At 44.1% G+C, this 19032-nt stretch carries 16 protein-coding genes; 10 read left to right on the forward strand and 6 right to left on the reverse strand.

Going from position 1 to position 19032, the window contains the following annotated elements; all coding sequences use genetic code 11:
• Positions 1-10: 10 nt before the first annotated feature.
• The 3 genes from AAC033_RS06245 to floA are packed head-to-tail and all read left to right on the forward strand — an operon-like array spanning position 11 to position 1757.
• Positions 11-292, forward strand: a complete 282-nt coding sequence (locus AAC033_RS06245; protein WP_339736486.1) for an ATP-dependent Clp protease adaptor ClpS — start codon at positions 11-13, stop codon at positions 290-292.
• Positions 293-303: 11 nt separating this feature from the next.
• A complete protein-coding gene (locus AAC033_RS06250) occupies positions 304-777 on the forward strand; it encodes an NfeD family protein (protein ID WP_339736487.1) in 474 nt (157 codons plus the stop codon).
• Entirely contained in the window at positions 777-1757 is a 981-nt protein-coding gene (gene floA, locus AAC033_RS06255) for a flotillin-like protein FloA (RefSeq protein ID WP_339736488.1), read from the forward strand. The genes AAC033_RS06250 and floA overlap by 1 nt, the downstream gene beginning before the upstream one ends.
• Before the next feature lie 575 nt (positions 1758-2332).
• Here the strand turns inward: floA and AAC033_RS06260 are convergent.
• A complete protein-coding gene (locus AAC033_RS06260; protein WP_339736489.1) occupies positions 2333-3436 on the reverse strand; it encodes a Gfo/Idh/MocA family oxidoreductase in 1104 nt (367 codons plus the stop codon).
• 124 nt (positions 3437-3560) lie between these two features.
• A complete protein-coding gene (locus AAC033_RS06265) occupies positions 3561-5123 on the reverse strand; it encodes a family 43 glycosylhydrolase (RefSeq protein WP_339736490.1) in 1563 nt (520 codons plus the stop codon).
• A 371-nt stretch (positions 5124-5494) separates the two neighbouring features.
• On the opposite strand from AAC033_RS06265, the gene AAC033_RS06270 reads away from it, so the two are divergent.
• From AAC033_RS06270 to AAC033_RS06280, 3 genes are all read left to right on the forward strand, one after another.
• Positions 5495-6205 (forward strand): DUF4386 domain-containing protein, encoded by a 711-nt coding sequence (locus AAC033_RS06270; RefSeq protein WP_339736491.1) that lies wholly within the window; start codon positions 5495-5497, stop codon positions 6203-6205.
• Between the two features lie 751 nt (positions 6206-6956).
• Positions 6957-7694, forward strand: a complete 738-nt coding sequence (locus AAC033_RS06275) for a hypothetical protein (protein WP_339736492.1) — start codon at positions 6957-6959, stop codon at positions 7692-7694.
• A gap of 571 nt (positions 7695-8265) precedes the next feature.
• Complete coding sequence (locus AAC033_RS06280) at positions 8266-9318, forward strand: acyltransferase (protein ID WP_339736493.1); 1053 nt, start codon at positions 8266-8268, stop codon at positions 9316-9318.
• Between the two features lie 336 nt (positions 9319-9654).
• Here the strand turns inward: AAC033_RS06280 and AAC033_RS06285 are convergent, their stop codons facing one another.
• Entirely contained in the window at positions 9655-10824 is a 1170-nt protein-coding gene (locus AAC033_RS06285; RefSeq protein ID WP_339736494.1) for an MFS transporter, read from the reverse strand.
• A 262-nt stretch (positions 10825-11086) separates the two neighbouring features.
• Here AAC033_RS06285 and AAC033_RS06290 point away from each other — a divergent pair, with 262 nt between their 5' ends.
• Positions 11087-11674 carry a DUF3365 domain-containing protein gene (locus tag AAC033_RS06290; protein WP_339736495.1) on the forward strand — a complete coding sequence of 196 codons (588 nt, stop codon included), beginning with the start codon at positions 11087-11089 and terminating at the stop codon, positions 11672-11674.
• A 118-nt stretch (positions 11675-11792) separates the two neighbouring features.
• Here the strand turns inward: AAC033_RS06290 and AAC033_RS06295 are convergent, their stop codons facing one another.
• From AAC033_RS06295 to AAC033_RS06305, 3 genes are all read right to left on the reverse strand, one after another.
• On the reverse strand, positions 11793-14036 hold the full coding sequence (locus tag AAC033_RS06295) for a TonB-dependent receptor (RefSeq protein WP_339736496.1): 2244 nt from the start codon (positions 14034-14036) through the stop codon (positions 11793-11795).
• An 11-nt stretch (positions 14037-14047) separates the two neighbouring features.
• Positions 14048-14410, reverse strand: coding sequence for a cation transporter (locus AAC033_RS06300; RefSeq protein ID WP_339736497.1), 363 nt, complete (start codon positions 14408-14410; stop codon positions 14048-14050).
• Between the two features lie 82 nt (positions 14411-14492).
• Entirely contained in the window at positions 14493-14879 is a 387-nt protein-coding gene (locus tag AAC033_RS06305; protein WP_339736498.1) for a hypothetical protein, read from the reverse strand.
• A gap of 591 nt (positions 14880-15470) precedes the next feature.
• Here AAC033_RS06305 and AAC033_RS06310 point away from each other — a divergent pair.
• The 3 genes from AAC033_RS06310 (at position 15471) to AAC033_RS06320 (ending at position 18751) form a co-directional block, all read left to right on the forward strand.
• A complete protein-coding gene (locus tag AAC033_RS06310) occupies positions 15471-17855 on the forward strand; it encodes a TonB-dependent receptor (protein ID WP_339736499.1) in 2385 nt (794 codons plus the stop codon).
• A 73-nt stretch (positions 17856-17928) separates the two neighbouring features.
• Positions 17929-18225 (forward strand): hypothetical protein, encoded by a 297-nt coding sequence (locus tag AAC033_RS06315; protein ID WP_339736500.1) that lies wholly within the window; start codon positions 17929-17931, stop codon positions 18223-18225.
• A gap of 28 nt (positions 18226-18253) precedes the next feature.
• The gene (locus tag AAC033_RS06320) at positions 18254-18751 is read left to right on the forward strand and encodes a DUF4625 domain-containing protein (RefSeq protein ID WP_339736501.1); all 498 of its coding nucleotides are present in this window, start codon (positions 18254-18256) and stop codon (positions 18749-18751) included.
• The last annotated feature ends 281 nt before the right edge of the window (positions 18752-19032 follow it).

A 19032-nucleotide genomic window follows, 5' to 3' on the forward strand; every position in this document is an offset into this window, starting at 1 on the left:
ATGAGACGATATGAAACCAGGAGAGCAAACCAAAAAGCAACCGGAAAAGGATGAGCAAGTGAAACCAAAGAACGAACGATTCCTCATTCTTCACAACGATGACCACCACAGTTTCGACTATGTAATTGAGGCTTTGATCAATGTATGTGAGCATGAACCGGAACAAGCTACGCAATGCACTTTAATTACACATTATAAAGGGAAATGTGATGTCAAAAAGGGAAGTTTTACTTATCTTAGTCCGATGAAGAAAGCCTTGGCAGCACGTGAATTGACAGCTACCATCGATTAACCTAAAGATAAATGACCATACTAATCATTCTATTCCTGATCTTCCTGGGAATTTTGCTCCTGCTTTTGGAATTTGTCGTTATTCCCGGAATAACCATCGCTGGAATTGGTGGGGTGATTTTGCTTGGAGGCAGTGTTTATTTAGCATTCGACACCTACGGAGTGTTGGCCGGAATCATCACGCTGGCTTTCGTTATTATAGCTGTCCCGATCGTTGTCTACCGCCTCTTTGAAAGCCGTGGGGGCAAAAAGATGCTCTTAAACTCAGAAATCGACGGACATGTGGATAAAATTGACGATCAGCTCATCCGGGTTGGTGATGAAGGAATTACCTTGGGGCGTCTGGCACCTACCGGTCGGGTGAAAATCAATAATTTAAGTATGGAAGCCAAATCAGCAACCGGCTTTGTTGATCAGAATGTCAAAATCAAGGTTATTGAAGTTTATAGAACACAAGTACTTGTTGAACCAATAAATCAAGAATAATGGAATATTTTGGAACTTTAGGTTTAGTTGTCGGGATTTTTGTCCTGCTCATTATCATCCTCTATTTTATCCCGATCGGATTATGGTTTTCAGCCTTGGTATCGGGTGTCCGTATCTCTCTCATGCAATTGTTCCTGATGCGTTTCAGGAAAGTGCCCCCTTCGGTAATCGTTCGGGCACTGATTGAGGGAACCAAAGCAGGAATCAAGCTGGACCGAGACAAACTGGAAGCCCACTACCTTGCGGGCGGAAAGGTGGACATGGTGGTGCATGCCTTGGTGTCGGCAGAAAAAGCAAACATCGACCTGACCTTCAACATGGCTACGGCAATTGATCTGGCTGGGCGTGATGTATTCGAAGCCGTTCAAATGTCGGTTAACCCCAAAGTAATTGACACTCCACCTGTTGCTGCAGTTGCCAAAGACGGGATCCAGCTCATTGCTAAAGCCCGTGTAACGGTTCGTGCCAACATCAAACAATTAGTGGGTGGAGCCGGCGAAGATACGATCCTGGCCCGTGTAGGTGAAGGGATTGTTTCGTCAATCGGTTCGTCGCATACGCATAAGGCCGTATTGGAAAACCCCGATTCCATTTCGAAAGTAGTGTTAAACAAAGGTCTCGATGCCGGAACCGCCTTTGAAATCCTGTCAATCGATATTGCTGATATTGACATCGGTAAAAACATTGGTGCCGGACTACAAATTGACCAGGCTGATGCCGACAAAAATATTGCCCAGGCAAAAGCAGAAGAACGACGGGCTATGGCTGTCGCCCTCGAACAGGAAATGATCGCCAAAGCCCAGGAAATGCGTGCTAAGGTCATTGAAGCCGAAGCTCAAGTGCCACTGGCGATTTCAGAAGCCTTCCGCTCCGGAAACCTCGGAATCATGGACTACATGAAATACAAAAACATCATGGCAGATACATCCATGCGTGACTCCATTGCCGAAGACGAGAAAAGCAAAGGCAGAAAGAAATAGACCAAAGCAGTAAACAAACCAATAAAAAGGCTGGCTCAACAGAGACCAGCTTTTTTATTGCTATACAAATATTCCAATTGTTAAAAAATGTTCTACAGCACTTTTTTTAATATTCGCTTAACACAGAATTGTGTTTTTCAGCATATCTTTGTCGTAGATTTTATTTCATAAGTTTAGGTTTGATTAGTTTTATTGGTTTAGTTAGGTTAGAAAAGGGTAGATAGAGATCTACTCTTTTTTTTTATTCTCACGCCAACGACACGTTTTTAGAAAAACATGTTTTCTAACACAATTTTAAGATTCACTTAACACCTGGATGTGTTTTTCAGCATATCTTTGTCGTAGATTTTATTTCATAAGTTTAGGTTTGATTAGTTTTATTGGTTTAGTTAGGTTAGAAAAGGGTAGATAGAGATCTACTCTTTTTTTTTGTTTTAAACTCTTCAGATTCCAAAGCCGCCGATTAATTCAAATTCTTGCGGAGAATTCGCGGGATCTTATTCAACAGATGATTTGGCTTCTTGGTCCCATCTCAATTAATCTCCATTCGGCTGCAAGACGGCAAAAGAAGCCGTTCAATCAAAATAGATGGCTTTTCCTTTTCTTGCTGATTGTCTGGCGGCATCAAGAATCTCAACCACCCGTACATTGTTTTCCAACGAATAGACGCTGAATGGTTCAACTTTAATGGTGCCGTGAATCACACCGGCAAAGTAATCGAACGGGTCCGTGTAAACCTCAACATCTTCGGCCAGGACCTTCAGCTTTTTTTCATTTTGGATGTCCTTTCCCCGGATACGCATATTCTGGCTATTGTCGGCTTTAATATAGCCCGACACGCCATAAATCTCCATATCTTTTCGGGTAAATGGCCAGTTCCACGATGCCTGAATGATGCACTGCGACTCGGGGTAAGAAACGACAATGGTTGCATCGTCATCTACTTCGGGGTAAAGCTCCGGTTTAAACTGTCGGGTGACGGCGGTTACAGAAAGCGGTTTTTCACCTTTCGTTAACGCCGTCATTAAATTAGCTCCATAGCAACCAAAATCGATTAACGCCCCACCGCCATTTAAAACAGGGTCAGTCAGCCATTCCAAAAAATAAGCATCGCATCCAATTTCCTTTGGTCCCTGATGCCCGTCGTGAACAACAACCTTGCGTATGGGGCCAACAAAATCCTCCTGATGAACCAGGTTGAATGAATAAGCGATGGTGGGGTACCACGACGTTTCGTAATTGGTTAGCAAATGAATCTGGTGTTTTTTAGCCAGGTCTGCCATTCGCCAGGCATGTTCTTTGGTGACTGCCAACGGTTTCTCAACCATCACATGTATTCCACGCGGAGCACAGGCTTCAACAACAGCCATGTGGTCGTAGATTGAACCAAAAGCAACGACTGCGTGGGGTTTTGCTTCATCCAACATTTTTTCCAGGTCGGTATAAATCAGATCATTTGAAAAATCATATTGCGTGGCTAGTTTCTCAGCCAATTCGCGGTTCGAATCACAAACACCAACGAGCTTAAAATCTCCTTTGTCGGGTCGACCCAAAATAAATGAAATATGACCGTGTGTTACGCCGGCAACCGCCAATTTAAGAGGTTCTTGCGCACGGATGCTCAGCGAGAAGAGCACTGTAACTATGACAAGCAAAGTCTTGTTCCATCGTTGATTCATTCGATTCAAGCTTTTAGTTCATTCATTATTCTTCCATTCAATACCCGTAAAGATACAAAAGCTTGTGAACTGACCGACCAATTATTATGCAGCCCGATTCGAAGGCGGGGGGGCAAACTTCAGATTAAAACTGGTACTCAAACTTCAATTCCAAAAACCGGCCAGTGGCCGAGTCGTCGCCCTCAACAAATAAACCGGCCCGTTGGGCAACTCCCCACTGCGGCAGAAATTTTCCATCAACCGTGAAGTCATCGGCAGACCCAAATGGCACCCAAACCGTTTGATCTTCGGACCAGAAGAACCGGTAGTAACGGCCATTCTGAACTTCCACCTTTAAATAGAAAGGCTTATTCTCAGCCGTGGCGATGGTGGCCAGTTCTGTTCTTTTGCCTGATGCGACCTGAAATATGACAAGTCCAGTTGAATGACAACCGAAAGCCAGGTAGTTTTGGTGATTGCCATAGATGCAAATACCCTTTGCTGCATCTGACCTGTTCGAAACTTCGGTGGTCATTGCGTAGTTTCCAACGCGGGGACGCATGCCCAGGAAGCCAAGCCCCTTTGCAGTTCCTGAAAGTACTAGCTCGCCCTTGGCAATTTTGAAAGCAGGCTTGGGCAGGTTCAAATCCCATTGCCAAAGTTTGACGCTTATATCCGAAGAAAAGTTATCAATAATCGTTGTCTCGCGCTTTTGGCTGGTGCCCGCAAACGGAACCGGCGCCTTGACGGATGCGGTTGTTCCCTGCCTAAGCTTAGGCCAGTCGGTTTGCTCGTCCCAAACCAATTCATCCAACAAACCCTGCCGACCAATATATTCAAAGTCGGTGGCGTGGTAAGAATGATACAAATAGAAATAGCGGTTATCCGGAGTTGACACCAAAGTGCCATGGCCCGTACATTTCCAGTTTTCTCCTCCCTGTAGAATGGGTTCGGGGTATTGCTCCCAGTCTCCGCGCAGTTCGGTAGATCGGGCAACCATGACCTGGTAATCGCAACGGTTGTCGCAACAGCCACCAACAGAATATAAATGATAATAGTAGTCACCGTGCTTCACCAGGCACTGTCCTTCGTCGCCTGCGCCCTGCCAACCTTTTGAGTGGTCGGTCAAGGTAAAATGTTCGCCAACCAGCTCCAAGCCGTCCTGACTTAACTCGGAGCACAGCAGCTCAATTGGCCGTCCTTCGGTCAAGCCATACGCCTTCCACGAAATATAAAGCTTGTCATCATCATCGCGAAAAACAAAGGCGTCGATGGCCTCTTTGCCCCATTCAATGATAATTCCATGATCGGTGAAGCCCTTACGAATATCGGTGGTTGTGGCCACTCCAATGCACGAAACGTGGTCGCCTTTACGCTTGGCGGTATAGTACACATAGAATGTTCCGTTCATGTAATACAGTTCGGGAGCCCAGAAATTCTTAGAAGTCCAATCCGGAGGTTCGTTGAAAATATGACCAATGTGTTTCCAATTGATCAAATCGGTCGATTCATATAGCGGGTAGTTGGGAGCAAAGTCGGAGCTGGTGCCCGCGGCATAATAGGTGTCTCCAACACGAATCACCGTCGGATCGGGAAAATCGCCCGCAATTACCGGATTCTGATAATATTCAACCGCAGTTTGCTGTTGTGCATTGGAAAACTGAAAGAACAGTAAAAGGACAATGGTAGAAAGAGGAAGATTCTTCATCGAAACGGGTTTAGATTTGATTTCATATGACTAATCTTAATACACTTTTCAGCCCGTTTTTACTCATCTCCAAAAAACAATGCTTCGAATCCATTCGATGTACATTCGGCCTCCTTTTTTGCAGCAATCAAAACAGCAGAAAAGCTGAATTGGCTTCTGAAACGAAGCGAAAGTCCGGTTGATAACGCGCTTAACTTGTTGAATCAGATTGACGATTTTGAGAAAGAATATCAAAAAGGTGCTTCACAGTGCTAAACCCAATAAGACTTTTTTGTTGGTAATTCTTTATCTTTAGAAGCCTTTTAGAACGACTGTATTTTTTTGAGGTCGTGACCATATCGGATCTACTGATAACAAATAATTTTTATCGAATGGGAACAAGTCAGACTTTTGGCCAAATGAGAACAACTGCGAGGATGGCCGGATTTTTATACCTGCTCATTATTGTTGGCGGACTATTCAGCGAACTGTTTGTCCGCTCCGGCATCATCGTACCTGGCGACGCTACAACAACTGTCGAAAATATTTCAGACAATTTTTTTTTATTTCGAATTGGTTTAATCAGCGATTTGATCATGGTCATGAGCGACGTGGGTGTTGCTCTTTTGCTCTATCTGGTATTAAAACCGGTAAACAAAGGGATGTCGATGCTTGCAGCATCCTTCAGGTTGGCACAGGCCACCGTGCTGGGCATCAATCTCTTGAATTATTTTATGCCGGTTTTGCTGTTGGACCAATCAGGATATTTGAGTAGCTTCTCCGCCGAACAAATCAACGCCATGGTTTTACTCTTCTTAAATGCTCATGCGTATGGCTACCTGCTCAGTGGGGTGTTTTTTGGAATCAGCTGTGTTCTTCTTGGATGGCTGATTATCCGATCGTGGTATTTGCCGCAATGGCTGGGCGTGCTGGTTGTTGCTGCAGGATTTAGCTATCTCATCGATTGTGTTGTCAACTTCCTGTTGCCGGAGTTGGCCGCAACCAGTGAAATTTTGGTGATGACCGTTGCTGTGGTTTCAGAATTGTCGTTGTGTCTTTTCCTGCTCTTCATAGGAATTGGGAGACAATTCGACAAACAGTAGTGACACGCTACTTTGCTGATGATTTATTTGTAATTCCGAAAAATGATACGCCCGTGGTCAACTTCGAGTGCCTGAAAAACCAACAAAAAAACTCCGGCTGAATCAATTTTCTGATGTTTTGATGAAAAATAAGGGTAAATTTTGCTGAAAATTGGACCTTTTTCACCCCCTTTTTTTAGGCGGAAATGTTCGTTCGTCTGAGTTTCGAGCTGTTTTAGGCCCCAAAAGTGCTCATTCATGAAATGAATCAACTTTTTCTTCATTCAAAGAAGTGATTTCTATAAATTGAAAAGAAAAAAATCAACGTTCTTTGAATTAACCTTAAGTTCTGCCTTTCAATTATTCGCGGTATCCAACAGAATGGGAATAATCAGACACCAAATCGTGCCTATTTGAATCGGACATTTTGAACACAACAGCCATTTTCTTTTCGAACGAATTCAATTCTTCAGTGTCACTCCACGATTATTTTCCGACAGCATCATATTATTTGGCCTCACAGGCCGATTATTGAGTGTCGGCAGACTATTCGAAGATGCATGAAGATGATCGTAAATGAATTGTAAGTCAAATGATTAAGATAAGTTAATAAAATAGATCAATAGACAGGGCTGCCAAAAGACATAAAAACAAGCCAGCTTCGCCGATCAACGGGCTTTATTCAGTTGCACCAATCGTAGACCAAACCCGTCGAAACCTGGATGCGCTAACTTCTTTCGGCCCATGAGTACAAACCAATAAAAATTAAAAAATGACTAAAAAGCTTTGGAACAAATTGAGAATGATTAAAGCGGTTCTCGCTTTGTTGATGTCGAACCTGAACGTGTGGAAAATGATTCCTGATGTTGTGAATGACGTGAACGAGTTAAAACTGACGGTCGACGAAATTGAAGCCACGCAACTTTTGATCAGTACTGAGATTATGGGCCAATCGGATGAAAAAGAAACGATGCAGGAAACATTAATTCGGATGATCCTCTCGATATCCTCGGCTTTGATGGCCAGGGCGGACCGAATCAGCAACGAGGTACTGGCGGCTCAGGTTAATTTTTCTGAATCGACACTGAGGGGCCAGCCAGACCAGCAACAAGTGGCTACCGGGCGTCAAGTAGCCAACCTGGCTAAAGGGAACCTGGAGGGATTGATTTCCAGTGGAATTACGATTGATCTGATAACCGCACTACAGGAGCAAGCCGACCAGTTTGAAGCACTCCTGCCTATAAACCGGGTTTCGGTCGCAGAGCGCAAAGCGGCCAACGCACGCCTTAAAGTCCTGTTTAAACGAGCAGACAAGCTGCTGAAGAACGGCCTGGACCGGATGACGGGCCGATACGAAACCGAGGACCCCGCTTTTTATGCCGCCTACGAAAGTGCCCGGATGATCCTGGATTACGGCACTCATTACGAAGATGGCAGCGGGCAAAAGACGGCGAGTATTCCCGACTGGCAGGCAACCTGCAACTTCCTTTTCGCGCCTTCCCCTCCCTGATTTTCAGGGAGGGCCGGGGGGCTGCTGGATGCTGGCGTCTTGCAGCGTGCACTTCTCCACGCAAAGACGCCTTTATTGATTGGTCAGCGAGCGTACCTCCGCCGTTTTTGGAATTTGAATCATGGAGTTTGGGATTTCCTTCTTCTTATTTTGAATGAAACTAAATTAGTGCTGGCTAAATAATTTATTCTGTATGATTAATTAACTTGTGGATTGGAAAAAAACCAGGATCTGTGGAATCACAAAAAACGATCAACCCCTTTCAAGCAGTACCTCTGTATTTTTGTACTGCCATGCTTATCGCGTCAAGAGGCTCCCCCAAAACAGGTTAGCCGCTCGATTTACAGTCCCTTATCAACCCCACGCGATTGAGTAAGTATCCAACATATTGGGCTACGGGATGGTCAGGATACAAGTCATCTAAAATGACTAAATGAAACCCCTCAGTATGCTGAGTTCTGGAGATAGAGTTATTTATTTTAATCAAAGTAAATTGGCTCAAATTTTAATTCCGACCGGATAGCTATTTCTTAAAGCAAACTACTAATCAAACCCATTTAGATAAAAAACCATGAAAAAAAGACTGGAGTATGTCGATCAAATTAGAGGATTAGCAATATTGTCCGTTGTTATCGGGCATATCATACAATTCAATAATATCCAAGGAGGACTGGACAATCGTGTTCTTAACATTATTTATTCTTTTAATATGCCTCTATTTTTCTTCATTAGTGGCTACATCGGGTATAAAACAATTAAAGTTTCCGATATAAATTCGTTTTTGCAGCATTTACAAAAAAAATTTATAGGCTTATGTATTCCGCTGTTAACTTGGAGTCTGATAGCAAATGAGATCTTTTTCAAGCATCAAGGAATTTCAATTACAATTGAAGATATCACGAATACCATCTTACGTCCTAATCTTTGGTTTTTTAAAACACTTTTTGAAATCTTTGCTTTTTACGGAATTTTTGCTTGGGTATCTTCAATTAAAAAGAACAATTTTTGGATCGATCTTCTTCTATTTGCTGTAATTGTAATCTTAACAAGTGGGTACAGTATCCTTTTGGGAAACAAAGTTTTATCGTCATTATTACTTTATTCCCTATTTTTTTATATGGCTGTTTTTGTTTCTAAATATCCTTTTTTGGAAGCAACGATTATGAATCCTCTGGTTTTTGCCTTCAGCTTTATTCTGTTTGTTACATTGTGTGGCTTTTGGGATATCCGTGGGACAATATATGATGACATCTTAAAAGTACTAATATCAAGCTTTTCATTTATTGTGTTTTTAAATGTAACAATTCGAACACAATGGAATCCTTTCATTTCAAAACAAATCATGACCTTCGGGAAATACTCTTTAGGGATCTATGTAATTCAGTTCTACCTTACAAAGTTGACAGTGGATTCTCCAATGTTATTGTTTAACAACTTAAATCCCATTCTCCTGTTCGTCGTATGCACAGCTATCGCTATACCGATATGTTACATCGCCATTGGCATTTCAAAACTTATTGAGTTAAATGAGACCTTAGATTTCCTATTTTTGGGTAAAAGAAAAAAGACCATAGCTAAAAAGCGCAATCAAATTGAAACGATGAGATTGCAAAATTACGCGTAACTATTTAACGTCCAGAAAAATGTGGCGCTTCAATTTATTTTGTCTGACATTAAGGAGAACCAGTAATTGAAGGACTTGTTTTGTCAGGCTGGATGTGGTGGATTGTTTCGGTTGAATCATTCATGGATGATGGAATCGGATAAAAAGCAGGTCACCTGTGCCGATCGTCTGACGCACTTCCCGGGCTCACATCAAGAAGGAAAACGTTGACAACAAGGAGGCTACACTGAATGAATCCACGCATCCGTAGCGGGCTTGTCAATTGCATCCACGGGAAGCTATCCAAGCGGACAGGGATTGTCCTACTTATTCCTTGTTATCTCGTGGTCCTGTTATTTAACCGACCTTGATCGCAAAAGCCGCATATAACAAGTAAAGGGCACCAGCCAAAATAACCAGCACCGAGCCCACTTGCGAACCAATCAGGTCGGATGTGATTCCCATAAAAAACGGAAGCACCGCCCCTCCAAATACGCCGGTGATCATCAGCCCCGAAATTTCATTGGCCTTATCGGGGCGTTTCTGAATCGCCATGCCGAAAATGATGGGAAACACATTGGCAATGGTAAAGCCAATGACACCATACAAGCCGAAGATCAGGAACTTGTCTCCGGCAAAAATCAAGACACCCAAAGCGGCAACGGCAATGACAATATTGACTTGGTAGAACCTGGACGACGAAAATTTGGCCAGCAGAAAAGCACCTAAAAAAGCTCCTAAGGTGCGCAAGGCAAAATAAACGCTCGGCCCGTAGCCTGCCTGAATGGAATCCAGCCCGGCTCGTTCCATCAATATTTTGGTAGCGGCAGTATTCACACCAACATCAACGCCAACGACGAACAAAATGCCCAGGAAAAGCAGCAGGATGGTTCGATCTTTCAGAATGGCAAACACGCTGCCAAACGAGGTCGCGCTAATGGCCACCGGCTCTTCCTCAATTGTCGTGGCCATCAGCCAGATGGTTGACAGCAGTGTGATGACAGCATAAATGGGGAAAATGTATTGCCAGTTTCCGAACTGCATGGCGGCAAAAGCGGCAATAAACGGGGCGCTGAACGAAGAAATGGCTTTGACAAACTGCCCGGCCGTGAGACTGCTGGTCAGGCGGTCGCCCTTCACAACATTGGTCAGTAGAGGGTTAAGCGACACCTGTAAAATGGTGTTGGCAACACCCAACAAGGCAAAAGCCACCAACGACATAAAAAAGGTATATTCAATCAACGGAATAAACATGGCCACGATGGTGATAACATTACTCAGAATCACCGTTTTCTTCCGGCCAATCCGGTTCATTAATATTCCCGTAGGAATTGAAAACAGCAAAAACATGGAGAAAAGGGCCACCGGAATCATGTTCGAGAGCGTGTCGCGAAACTCCGGGCTGTATGCCCCCAGTAAATCTTCTTTAACGTGTGCTGAAGTGATTCCGACCACATCGCAAAATCCCATCACAAAAAATCCAAACAACACTGGCAGGACTTTCGATACTTGCATTTTATCGTTCATGAGTATTTGGTTTAGTTGGTTTGTTCATCCATTCTCACAACCTTTGGTTGTCTAACGAGGCGAAAGATAACGACTTGTTGTCAAAAATAAGTGATCAAGTGAGTTTTCTTTTTTTGATTCAAATGGATCAAACAGCGAATGATTTCGTGGTTTGAAATGGGCTAAGTTTCTCTTTCATAAGCAGAAAATTCAAGCCAATCCTGAATCCAAATTTGACGATCCATCGTAGGCATTGACAATACAAACAAAAAGAACGCTAAGAATGAAACCAACACTACTCTTTTTAATTGCAGTTCACATTTGCTTCTCCATGCTGTCGTGTAGACAAAAAGATACGAAAAATGAACTCGATGTGGAAAGTTATGCCAAGCTTCTGAAGACCGGTAACGATATTTCGGCACAAGCCCAAGCCTCCTTGCTGGCCCACGTTTCCGGTGCCATGAAGCAGGGCGGGAGCCTTTACGCGGTCGAGTTTTGCAATCTGAAAGCCTCCTCAATAACCGACAGCTTGAGCAATCATTTCAATTGCACGATATCGCGCGTTTCGGAAAAGAACCGAAATCCGGAGAATAAGCTAAAAACGGAAGCTGATAAACAACTGTGGGCTTGGGCCAAACGACTGGATGATCCGATGAAGGATACGCTGGTTATAGTGGAATCGCAGGCTGTTTACTACAAACCCATCCGAACAGGCCTAATGGCTTGCCTGCAATGCCACGGCCCCGTGGAAACAATTCAGGTCGACACCTATGAAAAACTGCAAACACTTTACCCTGACGATCTGGCCACCGGCTATCAACTCAACGAACTCCGGGGCCTGTGGAAGATTGAATTTGCACAGGAATTTTAATCGCTTTTAGGATTTTCAGTATGAACTAAAAAAAATGCCACTTGCGTCGGGAGTAACACAAGTGGCCTGCTCTTCTTCTTCAAACATTCATTTGTTGAAAGAATTCCAACTGCTTTTTTTATTGAATTCGAAAACGAAGGCCAACATACGACTTGCGTCCCAAGATGGGGCCCCAGATCAAGGAGCTGTCAAAATAGGGTCCAAACGGCTGGTCGCTGGCTATAATCGGGTTGTTCTGTTTGTAGTCGGCCAGGTTTTCAACGCCCACATACACTTCAAACCGCTCGCTAAACCGTTTGCTCACCTGAGCATTCATCAGGAAAAAGTCAGGCGAATAATCCTCCATCCGAAATTCTTCCGGATTGGAGGCCGTAAAGGGAATCCGCTTTTCGCCTTGCCAGTTAATCGTGTAGTCGAAACTCCACGCATTGCGGGTTTCATATGCCAGGTTCAAAAATGCCCGGTGGCTGGCCAACAAAGGCTTCGCCAACAAGCCTTGCTGATAAGTGGTTTTCACATCATACCAACGATAGGCCAGGCGCGTATCCAATCGCGAAATCAGTTCGTAGTCGAGCTGTGCCTGAAAACTGGTTGAATAGGATTTTTCATCCGACTCAAAAAATACGGCCTGCTGAGGACTTTGATCCAAATCGAGCACCACCTGGCTTGAAAAGTCCGTTTGATAATAGTCAAGACTGATGCTTCCGGGCCGATAGCCCAATTCAAACTTCTGAGTCAGGTTCACGCCGTAATTCCAGGCCACTTCGGGACCAAATCCATATGGATGGTCATTCGCCTGACCCTGGAAAACAATCTGACGCGAACTGGCCAGCATGCCACTGTTCTCGCTGATCACACTGGCTGTGCGTTGCCCGCGTCCTGCCGACAGCCGGAACACGGTTTGCTCTGCCGGCGCATAGCGAATGTGCAGGCGCGGAGTTAAAAAGCCACCATACAAATTGTGATAATCGCCCCGTAACCCAGCGACCAGGCTAAACGCGTCAGACGGCAGCCAGCTGTATTCGAAGAAAACACCTGGCACCGATTCTTCCCGGTTAAAGATGGTGTCGTTCAATGTTTCGCGAAAATCATCGTACTGAAGAGAAGCCCCTGTTTTAAACTCATGGTTGGTGTTGCCAATAATACTTTGGTAAATAAAATTGGCGTAGGCTGATTGCTGCTTTGCATGATAGGCATTCAAGCCAAAATAGCTGTCCTGCTCATGCGTGGTTCCGGCCAGTTGTAGCCCCAGCGATTTCCAAGGAAGATCGAAAAACACCTTCCCAATTTTTGCCCAACCTTCCAATCGTTGCACATCGACGCTCATGCCCCACGCATTGGTTGTCAGTGCATCTTCAGGTTGAAAGTCCAACTGGCCGCCTTCGCTGGTCATGGTCGATCCCTTAATCCCAAATTGCAGGTGCAAGCCCTGATCGCCATTGTAGGTCCATCGGTTCAACGCGGTAAAGGTTTGCCCCGTGGGCATATCCATAAAGCCGTCGTGGTTGTGATCCAGCTTTTCTGAATTGTCCTTTCCATGCAGTAATAGGGCTGTTGACCAGCTATCATTCTTAAACCGGTGCGCCAGGTTCAGGTTCGCTTCCAGACGGCTCTCAGCATTGGCAAACAAGTTCAAATACAGGCGCTCGGCCACCTCGGGCTTTCGCATTTCGATGTTAATTTGGCCGGCAACACTTTCATAGCCGTTGACCACCGAGCCAGTGCCCTTGTTCAGTTGAATGCTTTCGATCCAGGTGCCCGGAACCAGGGTCAACCCGTAGACCGAAGCCAACCCACGCATATCCGGAATATTTTCGCGGGTCATTTGCACATACGGCCCGGCCAGTCCCAGCATCTGAATCTGGCGCGATCCGGTCACCGCATCGGTAAAGGAAACATCAATACTTGGGCTGGTTTCAAAACTTTCGCTCAGGTTACAGCATGCTGCTTTACACAGTTCTTTCTCCCCAATCTGCTCCACCTTAATGGAGCCCAGCATGGAAATTTCAGTTGATTTTTGTCGGTGTACAACCTCCACTTCACCCAATTCACGCGAAGCATCCATGACAACGACCGGAATTTTATTTGAGTTTACCTCCAAAGTGTCATTGAGATAACCAATATAACTAAACACCAATCGGTTGGTTTTATTCGTCCGCTCAATGGTGAATTGGCCATCATTATTTGAACTGGTCCCCATGGTGGTCCCTTCCCAGTACACATTGACACCAACCAACGGTGCAGTTTTCCCACCTTCTGTTTTCTCTGCTACTTTTCCGTCCACCACATTTGGGGCAAGCTGCGCCCATCCCAAAAACGGAAATACAAGTAGCAGGGATACAAGCCATCCCTTCTGATTCATCTTGATTTGAATTAGTGAATTTCTACTCCGTCGCGGTACTTGCAACAATCGTTAAGTTGAGCATAAGCTTCATCGGCGGCTTTCACCTTTTCGGTGTCGTGTCCTACTTTAGCAATGGCCTGATGAATGGCTTTTTCATCTGTCTTCTTGGTGGAATAGATGACTTTGATTTTCTGAGTGTGCTTGTTCCATTCGGCCAATTTCACGCCTTTTATGAGCGCCGCCTTTTCAATGCGTTTTTCGCACGCACCGCAAACTCCGGAAACTTCAAATTCAAGGGTTTCCACTTTCTTCTTTTTTTCGCCATCTTCGGCAAAAACAGCCACAGAAAAGAACAGGCCAAGGATTACTGAAAAAACTATTGATGTTTTCATTTTTGTTAGTTTTTAAATTGATACCATAAGAATGTCCGGACTATCAAAATAACAGCCCGTTAGTTATCGATCAATTGAAAAGCTAACCGTAATAAACCAGGGAGCAAAGCAGCAACCAAACCGGTTCGTTTGGCGGATGTGAAAAAGCATTGTTAATGATCGGAAAATCCTGTTTCGTTGAAAAATCAGGCGAATGAACCAAGGCCGAAATAGCTAACTGAGCGACTGGCTGCTCAGTGTTCAACCTGAAATTACTCCGGAGTGTTTGTGGTTCTTCAAATTGAATAACCTGTGAAGCGTAATGACAACAGTTGGTACTGCAATCACCGTCTGCGCCACAACACGAATTAGTTTCTGAAAAAAGTTGTACTGAGGCAATTTTGCCTGAGCAATAATGCACATCAACTGCCAATCCAACGGTAACCAGCAGGTAAAAAACAGATAATATGGTCGCTACTGCTTTTTTCATTTGATGCAAAAATAACAATAAAAAATAAACTGCTTCATTTCCTGCTAAACCTTTCATTCCTTTTGAGGTTATTTATTCATACTTTTGAGTCTGTTGGAGAAATTCAGAAAACATATCGCCCTGGCCTTGGTTGTGCTCTTTGCATTTCCGATTTGGTTTCAACTGGTTCATAGCTTTGAACATAGCGGAGTGGGGCGTTTGTCAGATGATGGCTGCGAACACGATTGCACGCATCATGAAGAAACAAGCACGGAAAATTTCGACGCTGAATCTAAACATTGCGCAATCTGCGAATATGAATTTGCGATTTTTGAGAAGCCCTACTTTCGTGAAGTTGGCTTCAGTAAAACAATCAATTTCGAAATTCTGCTATTTTCTACACCTGCTCATGTCGCATCGGATATTCAGTCTGTTCCATCGTTGCGGGCTCCCCCTTCACCTGTTTACTCCTGATTTAATGCTTCTAAAATAATTTTCAATCCGGCCTGAATTATGAAAATGTAAGACGGTGCATCATGCTGTATTGATGCCGGCTTGTCTATGTTTCAAATGCTCAGGCCTTCTAACGGATAATAAAAAAAACTCCTTTCTATGAGGACGTATTTTATTGCGGCAATGTTGCTATTCAGCCTGCCGATAGTTTTGTATGCTCAAGAAAACAGTGTTCTACATGGTATTGTATTGGATGAAAACAGCAAGCCCTTACCAGGCTGTCATGTTCATTATCATGATTTGTTTACGATCACCGATTTTGATGGCGGGTTCGCTGTTGAAAGTGTGGGAGAAGAACGCCTGCTTCTGCAATTTTCTTTTATTGGCTACGCCCCGAAAGACACCCTAATCAGTAATACAAACCGGGATTTGGTGATTCAGCTTCAACCTGCGGTACAAAATATCGGATCAGTTTTGGTTAAATCAAACCGGACTGACGCAGCGAAGAGTCTAAAAAATGAAGTGATCACGCAAGAGTTTCTTACGCGCAACATGGGAGGAACTTTCATCAAGTCTTTGGATCAGATTTCAGGAGTAAACACCATGGATATAGGAGCCAACGCATCAAAACCTGTGATACGCGGGTTAAGTTTCAACCGGGTGGTGGTGAGTGAAAACGGAATAAAACAAGAAGGCCAGCAATGGGGTGCCGACCATGGGCTTGAGATGGACCCGTTTGCTGTTGAAACGGGCGAAGTCGTAAAAGGACCATCAGCCATTGAATATGGGAGTGATGCTATTGGGGGTTACGTTCATATTAAGAATGACCGTATCCCTGAAGACGAAGAATTCAATGCGCAAATCCAATTACTGACAAAGTCCGTCAATCATACGCTGGCTGTCTCCACTTCAGCGGAGGGAAGAAAGAATCGTTTCTTTTTTAAACTGCGCGGGACGGTGCTCGATTTTGGTGATTACCACATTCCAACGGATACGATTGTTTACCTAACCCAAAAAATGCCTGTTGCCAACAAATACTTAAAGAATACAGCAGGGCAAGAATTTGATTTATCAGGGCACGCGGGACTGGTTTACAATCGCTTCCGCACAACGGCTTCGCTTAGTCGGGTAAGTCAAAAATCAGGCTTCTTTCCCGGGTCGCACGGCATTCCCAGCCAGGAACGGGTGAAAGATGATGGGAACCGACGAAACATCGAATATCCACGACAGCAAGTCGAACATGTTAAATTAGTCAGCAATAACCGGTACTCGACCAGAGACGCATCAATTCATCTGGACGTCGGATTTCAGAATAATAATCGCTCGGAGTGGAGTGAATTTCATACCCATTACCCAGGACAGGAGGCACCCGAGAATAATCCGGACAAAGAATTAGAGTTCAGGCTGAAAACCTATCAGGTGAACCTGAAGACAAGCTATCGAAAATGGAAGGGGCACCAGTTGACTGCAGGTGCTCAGAATCAGTGGAAGAATAATCGGGTAGGAGGTTACAACTTTTTGCTACCTCGGTATGACAATTATACGGTTGGTGCTTTTTTAAAAGATGCAATTCAGATATCGCCAAACGTGCAAATCAACCTGGCTATTCGCTACGATTGGGCTCGCATCAGAACCACAGCATTGTTCGATTCGATTTTATTTGACTACCTCGGCGGAACAGGCGTGCCCGAAGACGAAGCTTCAGCATATGCCAGCCGTAGCGATCATGTTAACCGTTCGTTTCATGACGTGAGTTGGCTGATGGGTGTGTTTTTCACCGCTTCCGACCGTATCACCGGCAGGTTTAACCTCGGAAAAGCCTTCCGAACACCAACGGCCATCGAATTGACCGCGAATGGCATTCACCATGGCTCGTTCAGGCATGAGCAAGGCAATAGCATGTTAGCGTCAGAGAAAGGTTACTACGCTGACGCTAGTCTGGAATGGAAAAATGAACGAATCGAAATAAGCTTCAGCCCATACCTTTATTTTTTCTCCAATTATCTCTATTTGGATCCCTCAGGGGAATGGTCAAAACTTCCCCATGCCGGACAAGTCTATAAATACACCCAATCCAAAGCGGTTTTGTCTGGCTTTGAATTTAGCGTTCATCAGCTTTTGTTCCAAAAATTAGAACTCCGCACGAACGTGGAATATATTAGAAATAAACAGTTTGTGGATACGAAAAATAGCAGATATCCTTTGCCCTTCACACCGCCTTCAAATGCATTTGCTGAGGCGGAATATAAATTCCGACAGCCAGGAAAAAAAATCTCCGATGTCCGAATTTTTATAAACACAAAGGTGGCTTTGGATCAGAACCGCGTTGCCCGGAACGAGCAGAATACTCCGGGTTATCAAATCGTTGGAGCCGGTTTCTCTGCAAAAATTGAAACTGCTTCCAATCCGGTGGAGCTTATTTTACAAGCACATAACCTGTTTGATGCAACGTATTTTAACCACATCAGTTTTTATCGCAAACTTGAAATTCCGGAGCCTGGGCGAAATATCCAATTGCTGATTAAAATACCCGTTTCATTGTAACATGAATCAGCGAGTTCGTCATATAGCCCTCATTCTAAGTTTGATTCTTTTGTTCAATGAAGGATCGAAAGACTTGCATTTTATATTTTTTCACCATCACGATCATCAACTGGAGCAGGAGCAATTGTCCTTTTCACAGGTTGAGAACGAAAATTTTTGTCCATACGAGAATACCATACAACTACCGGGCGAACCATTCTCATTGGCCCATTTCTACTCATTGATCGAGCACCTCGAATCAATTTACCTGACAACCATCCCGATTGTTTTCACCAGCAATTACGTTCTGGGATATCATCTGCGAGCTCCCCCGCTGGGCGTTGAAGCAATTAAAAAGACAAGGAGATGCCTGGCAATCCAGGCTAGATAATTAAATAGAAACAAAAAGTGTAAATTTTATGAGATTCAAGACAATAACTTACCAAGCATTACTTGTGCTATTCGCAATCATTCTTATTTTCAACGCATGTAAAGATGACGATGTTGACAATACTCCGCCTGTGATATCAATTATTGAGCCTGCCGACGACGAACACTTATCAATCGGTAGCGATATTCATTTTGAGTGTGATTTTTCAGATGATGTTGAACTTCATTCGTATAAAATTGAGATACACGACAACTTTGATGGACATAACCATGAAAAGAGCGTCCATATGGTTAAAGAAGAGGAAGTTCCTTTTAGCTATTCCAACAGCTGGACATTTGATGAAGGTTTAGAAAATTCACTGATTCATCACCATGAAATTGTCATTCCGGATAGTATTGACGGTGTTCCTGTGGCACACGGAGCATATCATTTTGGAGTTTATTGTACCGATATCGCTGGAAACGAAAGTCACGTGTTTATCGGTGTCATTCTTGGTGAAGGTGATGGCGAACATCATCACGAGTAACCGGTTCTAACATTAACATTCAAAAGAGGTCACCTTCATTGTGATCTCTTTTTTTTTCAGAACCCCTCAAGTGAGCTATGCTTAATACACAACCCTATGAGTTTTGATCCTCACATGATCTGGACTATTTGCAAAAAGCCAGAAGATAGAAGCTAACGGAAAGCTTCAAACCATAGGTCCCCTACTTTGCCCTGAGGTGACAGCAGCATGGGCCGTCAAAGTCGCCCGGGCCGGCTTTGGCGACAAGGATTTTCGTCAGTAGCCGGAGCCTCAAGCGAAAC

The organism is uncultured Sunxiuqinia sp. (assembly GCF_963974515.1).
Taxonomy (GTDB): domain Bacteria; phylum Bacteroidota; class Bacteroidia; order Bacteroidales; family Prolixibacteraceae; genus Sunxiuqinia.

Coding starts and splice junctions, on each gene's coding strand:
- AAC033_RS06260 (WP_339736489.1), bottom strand. CDS start 3,436: ATGAATCAACGATGGAACAAGACTTTGCTTGTCATAGTTACAGTGCTC.
- AAC033_RS06300 (WP_339736497.1), bottom strand. CDS start 14,410: ATGAAAACATCAATAGTTTTTTCAGTAATCCTTGGCCTGTTCTTTTCT.
- AAC033_RS06250 (WP_339736487.1), top strand. CDS start 304: ATGACCATACTAATCATTCTATTCCTGATCTTCCTGGGAATTTTGCTC.
- AAC033_RS06290 (WP_339736495.1), top strand. CDS start 11,087: ATGAAACCAACACTACTCTTTTTAATTGCAGTTCACATTTGCTTCTCC.
- AAC033_RS06265 (WP_339736490.1), bottom strand. CDS start 5,123: ATGAAGAATCTTCCTCTTTCTACCATTGTCCTTTTACTGTTCTTTCAG.
- floA (WP_339736488.1), top strand. CDS start 777: ATGGAATATTTTGGAACTTTAGGTTTAGTTGTCGGGATTTTTGTCCTG.
- AAC033_RS06245 (WP_339736486.1), top strand. CDS start 11: ATGAAACCAGGAGAGCAAACCAAAAAGCAACCGGAAAAGGATGAGCAA.
- AAC033_RS06310 (WP_339736499.1), top strand. CDS start 15,471: ATGAGGACGTATTTTATTGCGGCAATGTTGCTATTCAGCCTGCCGATA.
- AAC033_RS06295 (WP_339736496.1), bottom strand. CDS start 14,036: ATGAATCAGAAGGGATGGCTTGTATCCCTGCTACTTGTATTTCCGTTT.
- AAC033_RS06270 (WP_339736491.1), top strand. CDS start 5,495: ATGGGAACAAGTCAGACTTTTGGCCAAATGAGAACAACTGCGAGGATG.
- AAC033_RS06320 (WP_339736501.1), top strand. CDS start 18,254: ATGAGATTCAAGACAATAACTTACCAAGCATTACTTGTGCTATTCGCA.
- AAC033_RS06275 (WP_339736492.1), top strand. CDS start 6,957: ATGACTAAAAAGCTTTGGAACAAATTGAGAATGATTAAAGCGGTTCTC.
- AAC033_RS06305 (WP_339736498.1), bottom strand. CDS start 14,879: ATGAAAAAAGCAGTAGCGACCATATTATCTGTTTTTTACCTGCTGGTT.
- AAC033_RS06285 (WP_339736494.1), bottom strand. CDS start 10,824: ATGAACGATAAAATGCAAGTATCGAAAGTCCTGCCAGTGTTGTTTGGA.
- AAC033_RS06280 (WP_339736493.1), top strand. CDS start 8,266: ATGAAAAAAAGACTGGAGTATGTCGATCAAATTAGAGGATTAGCAATA.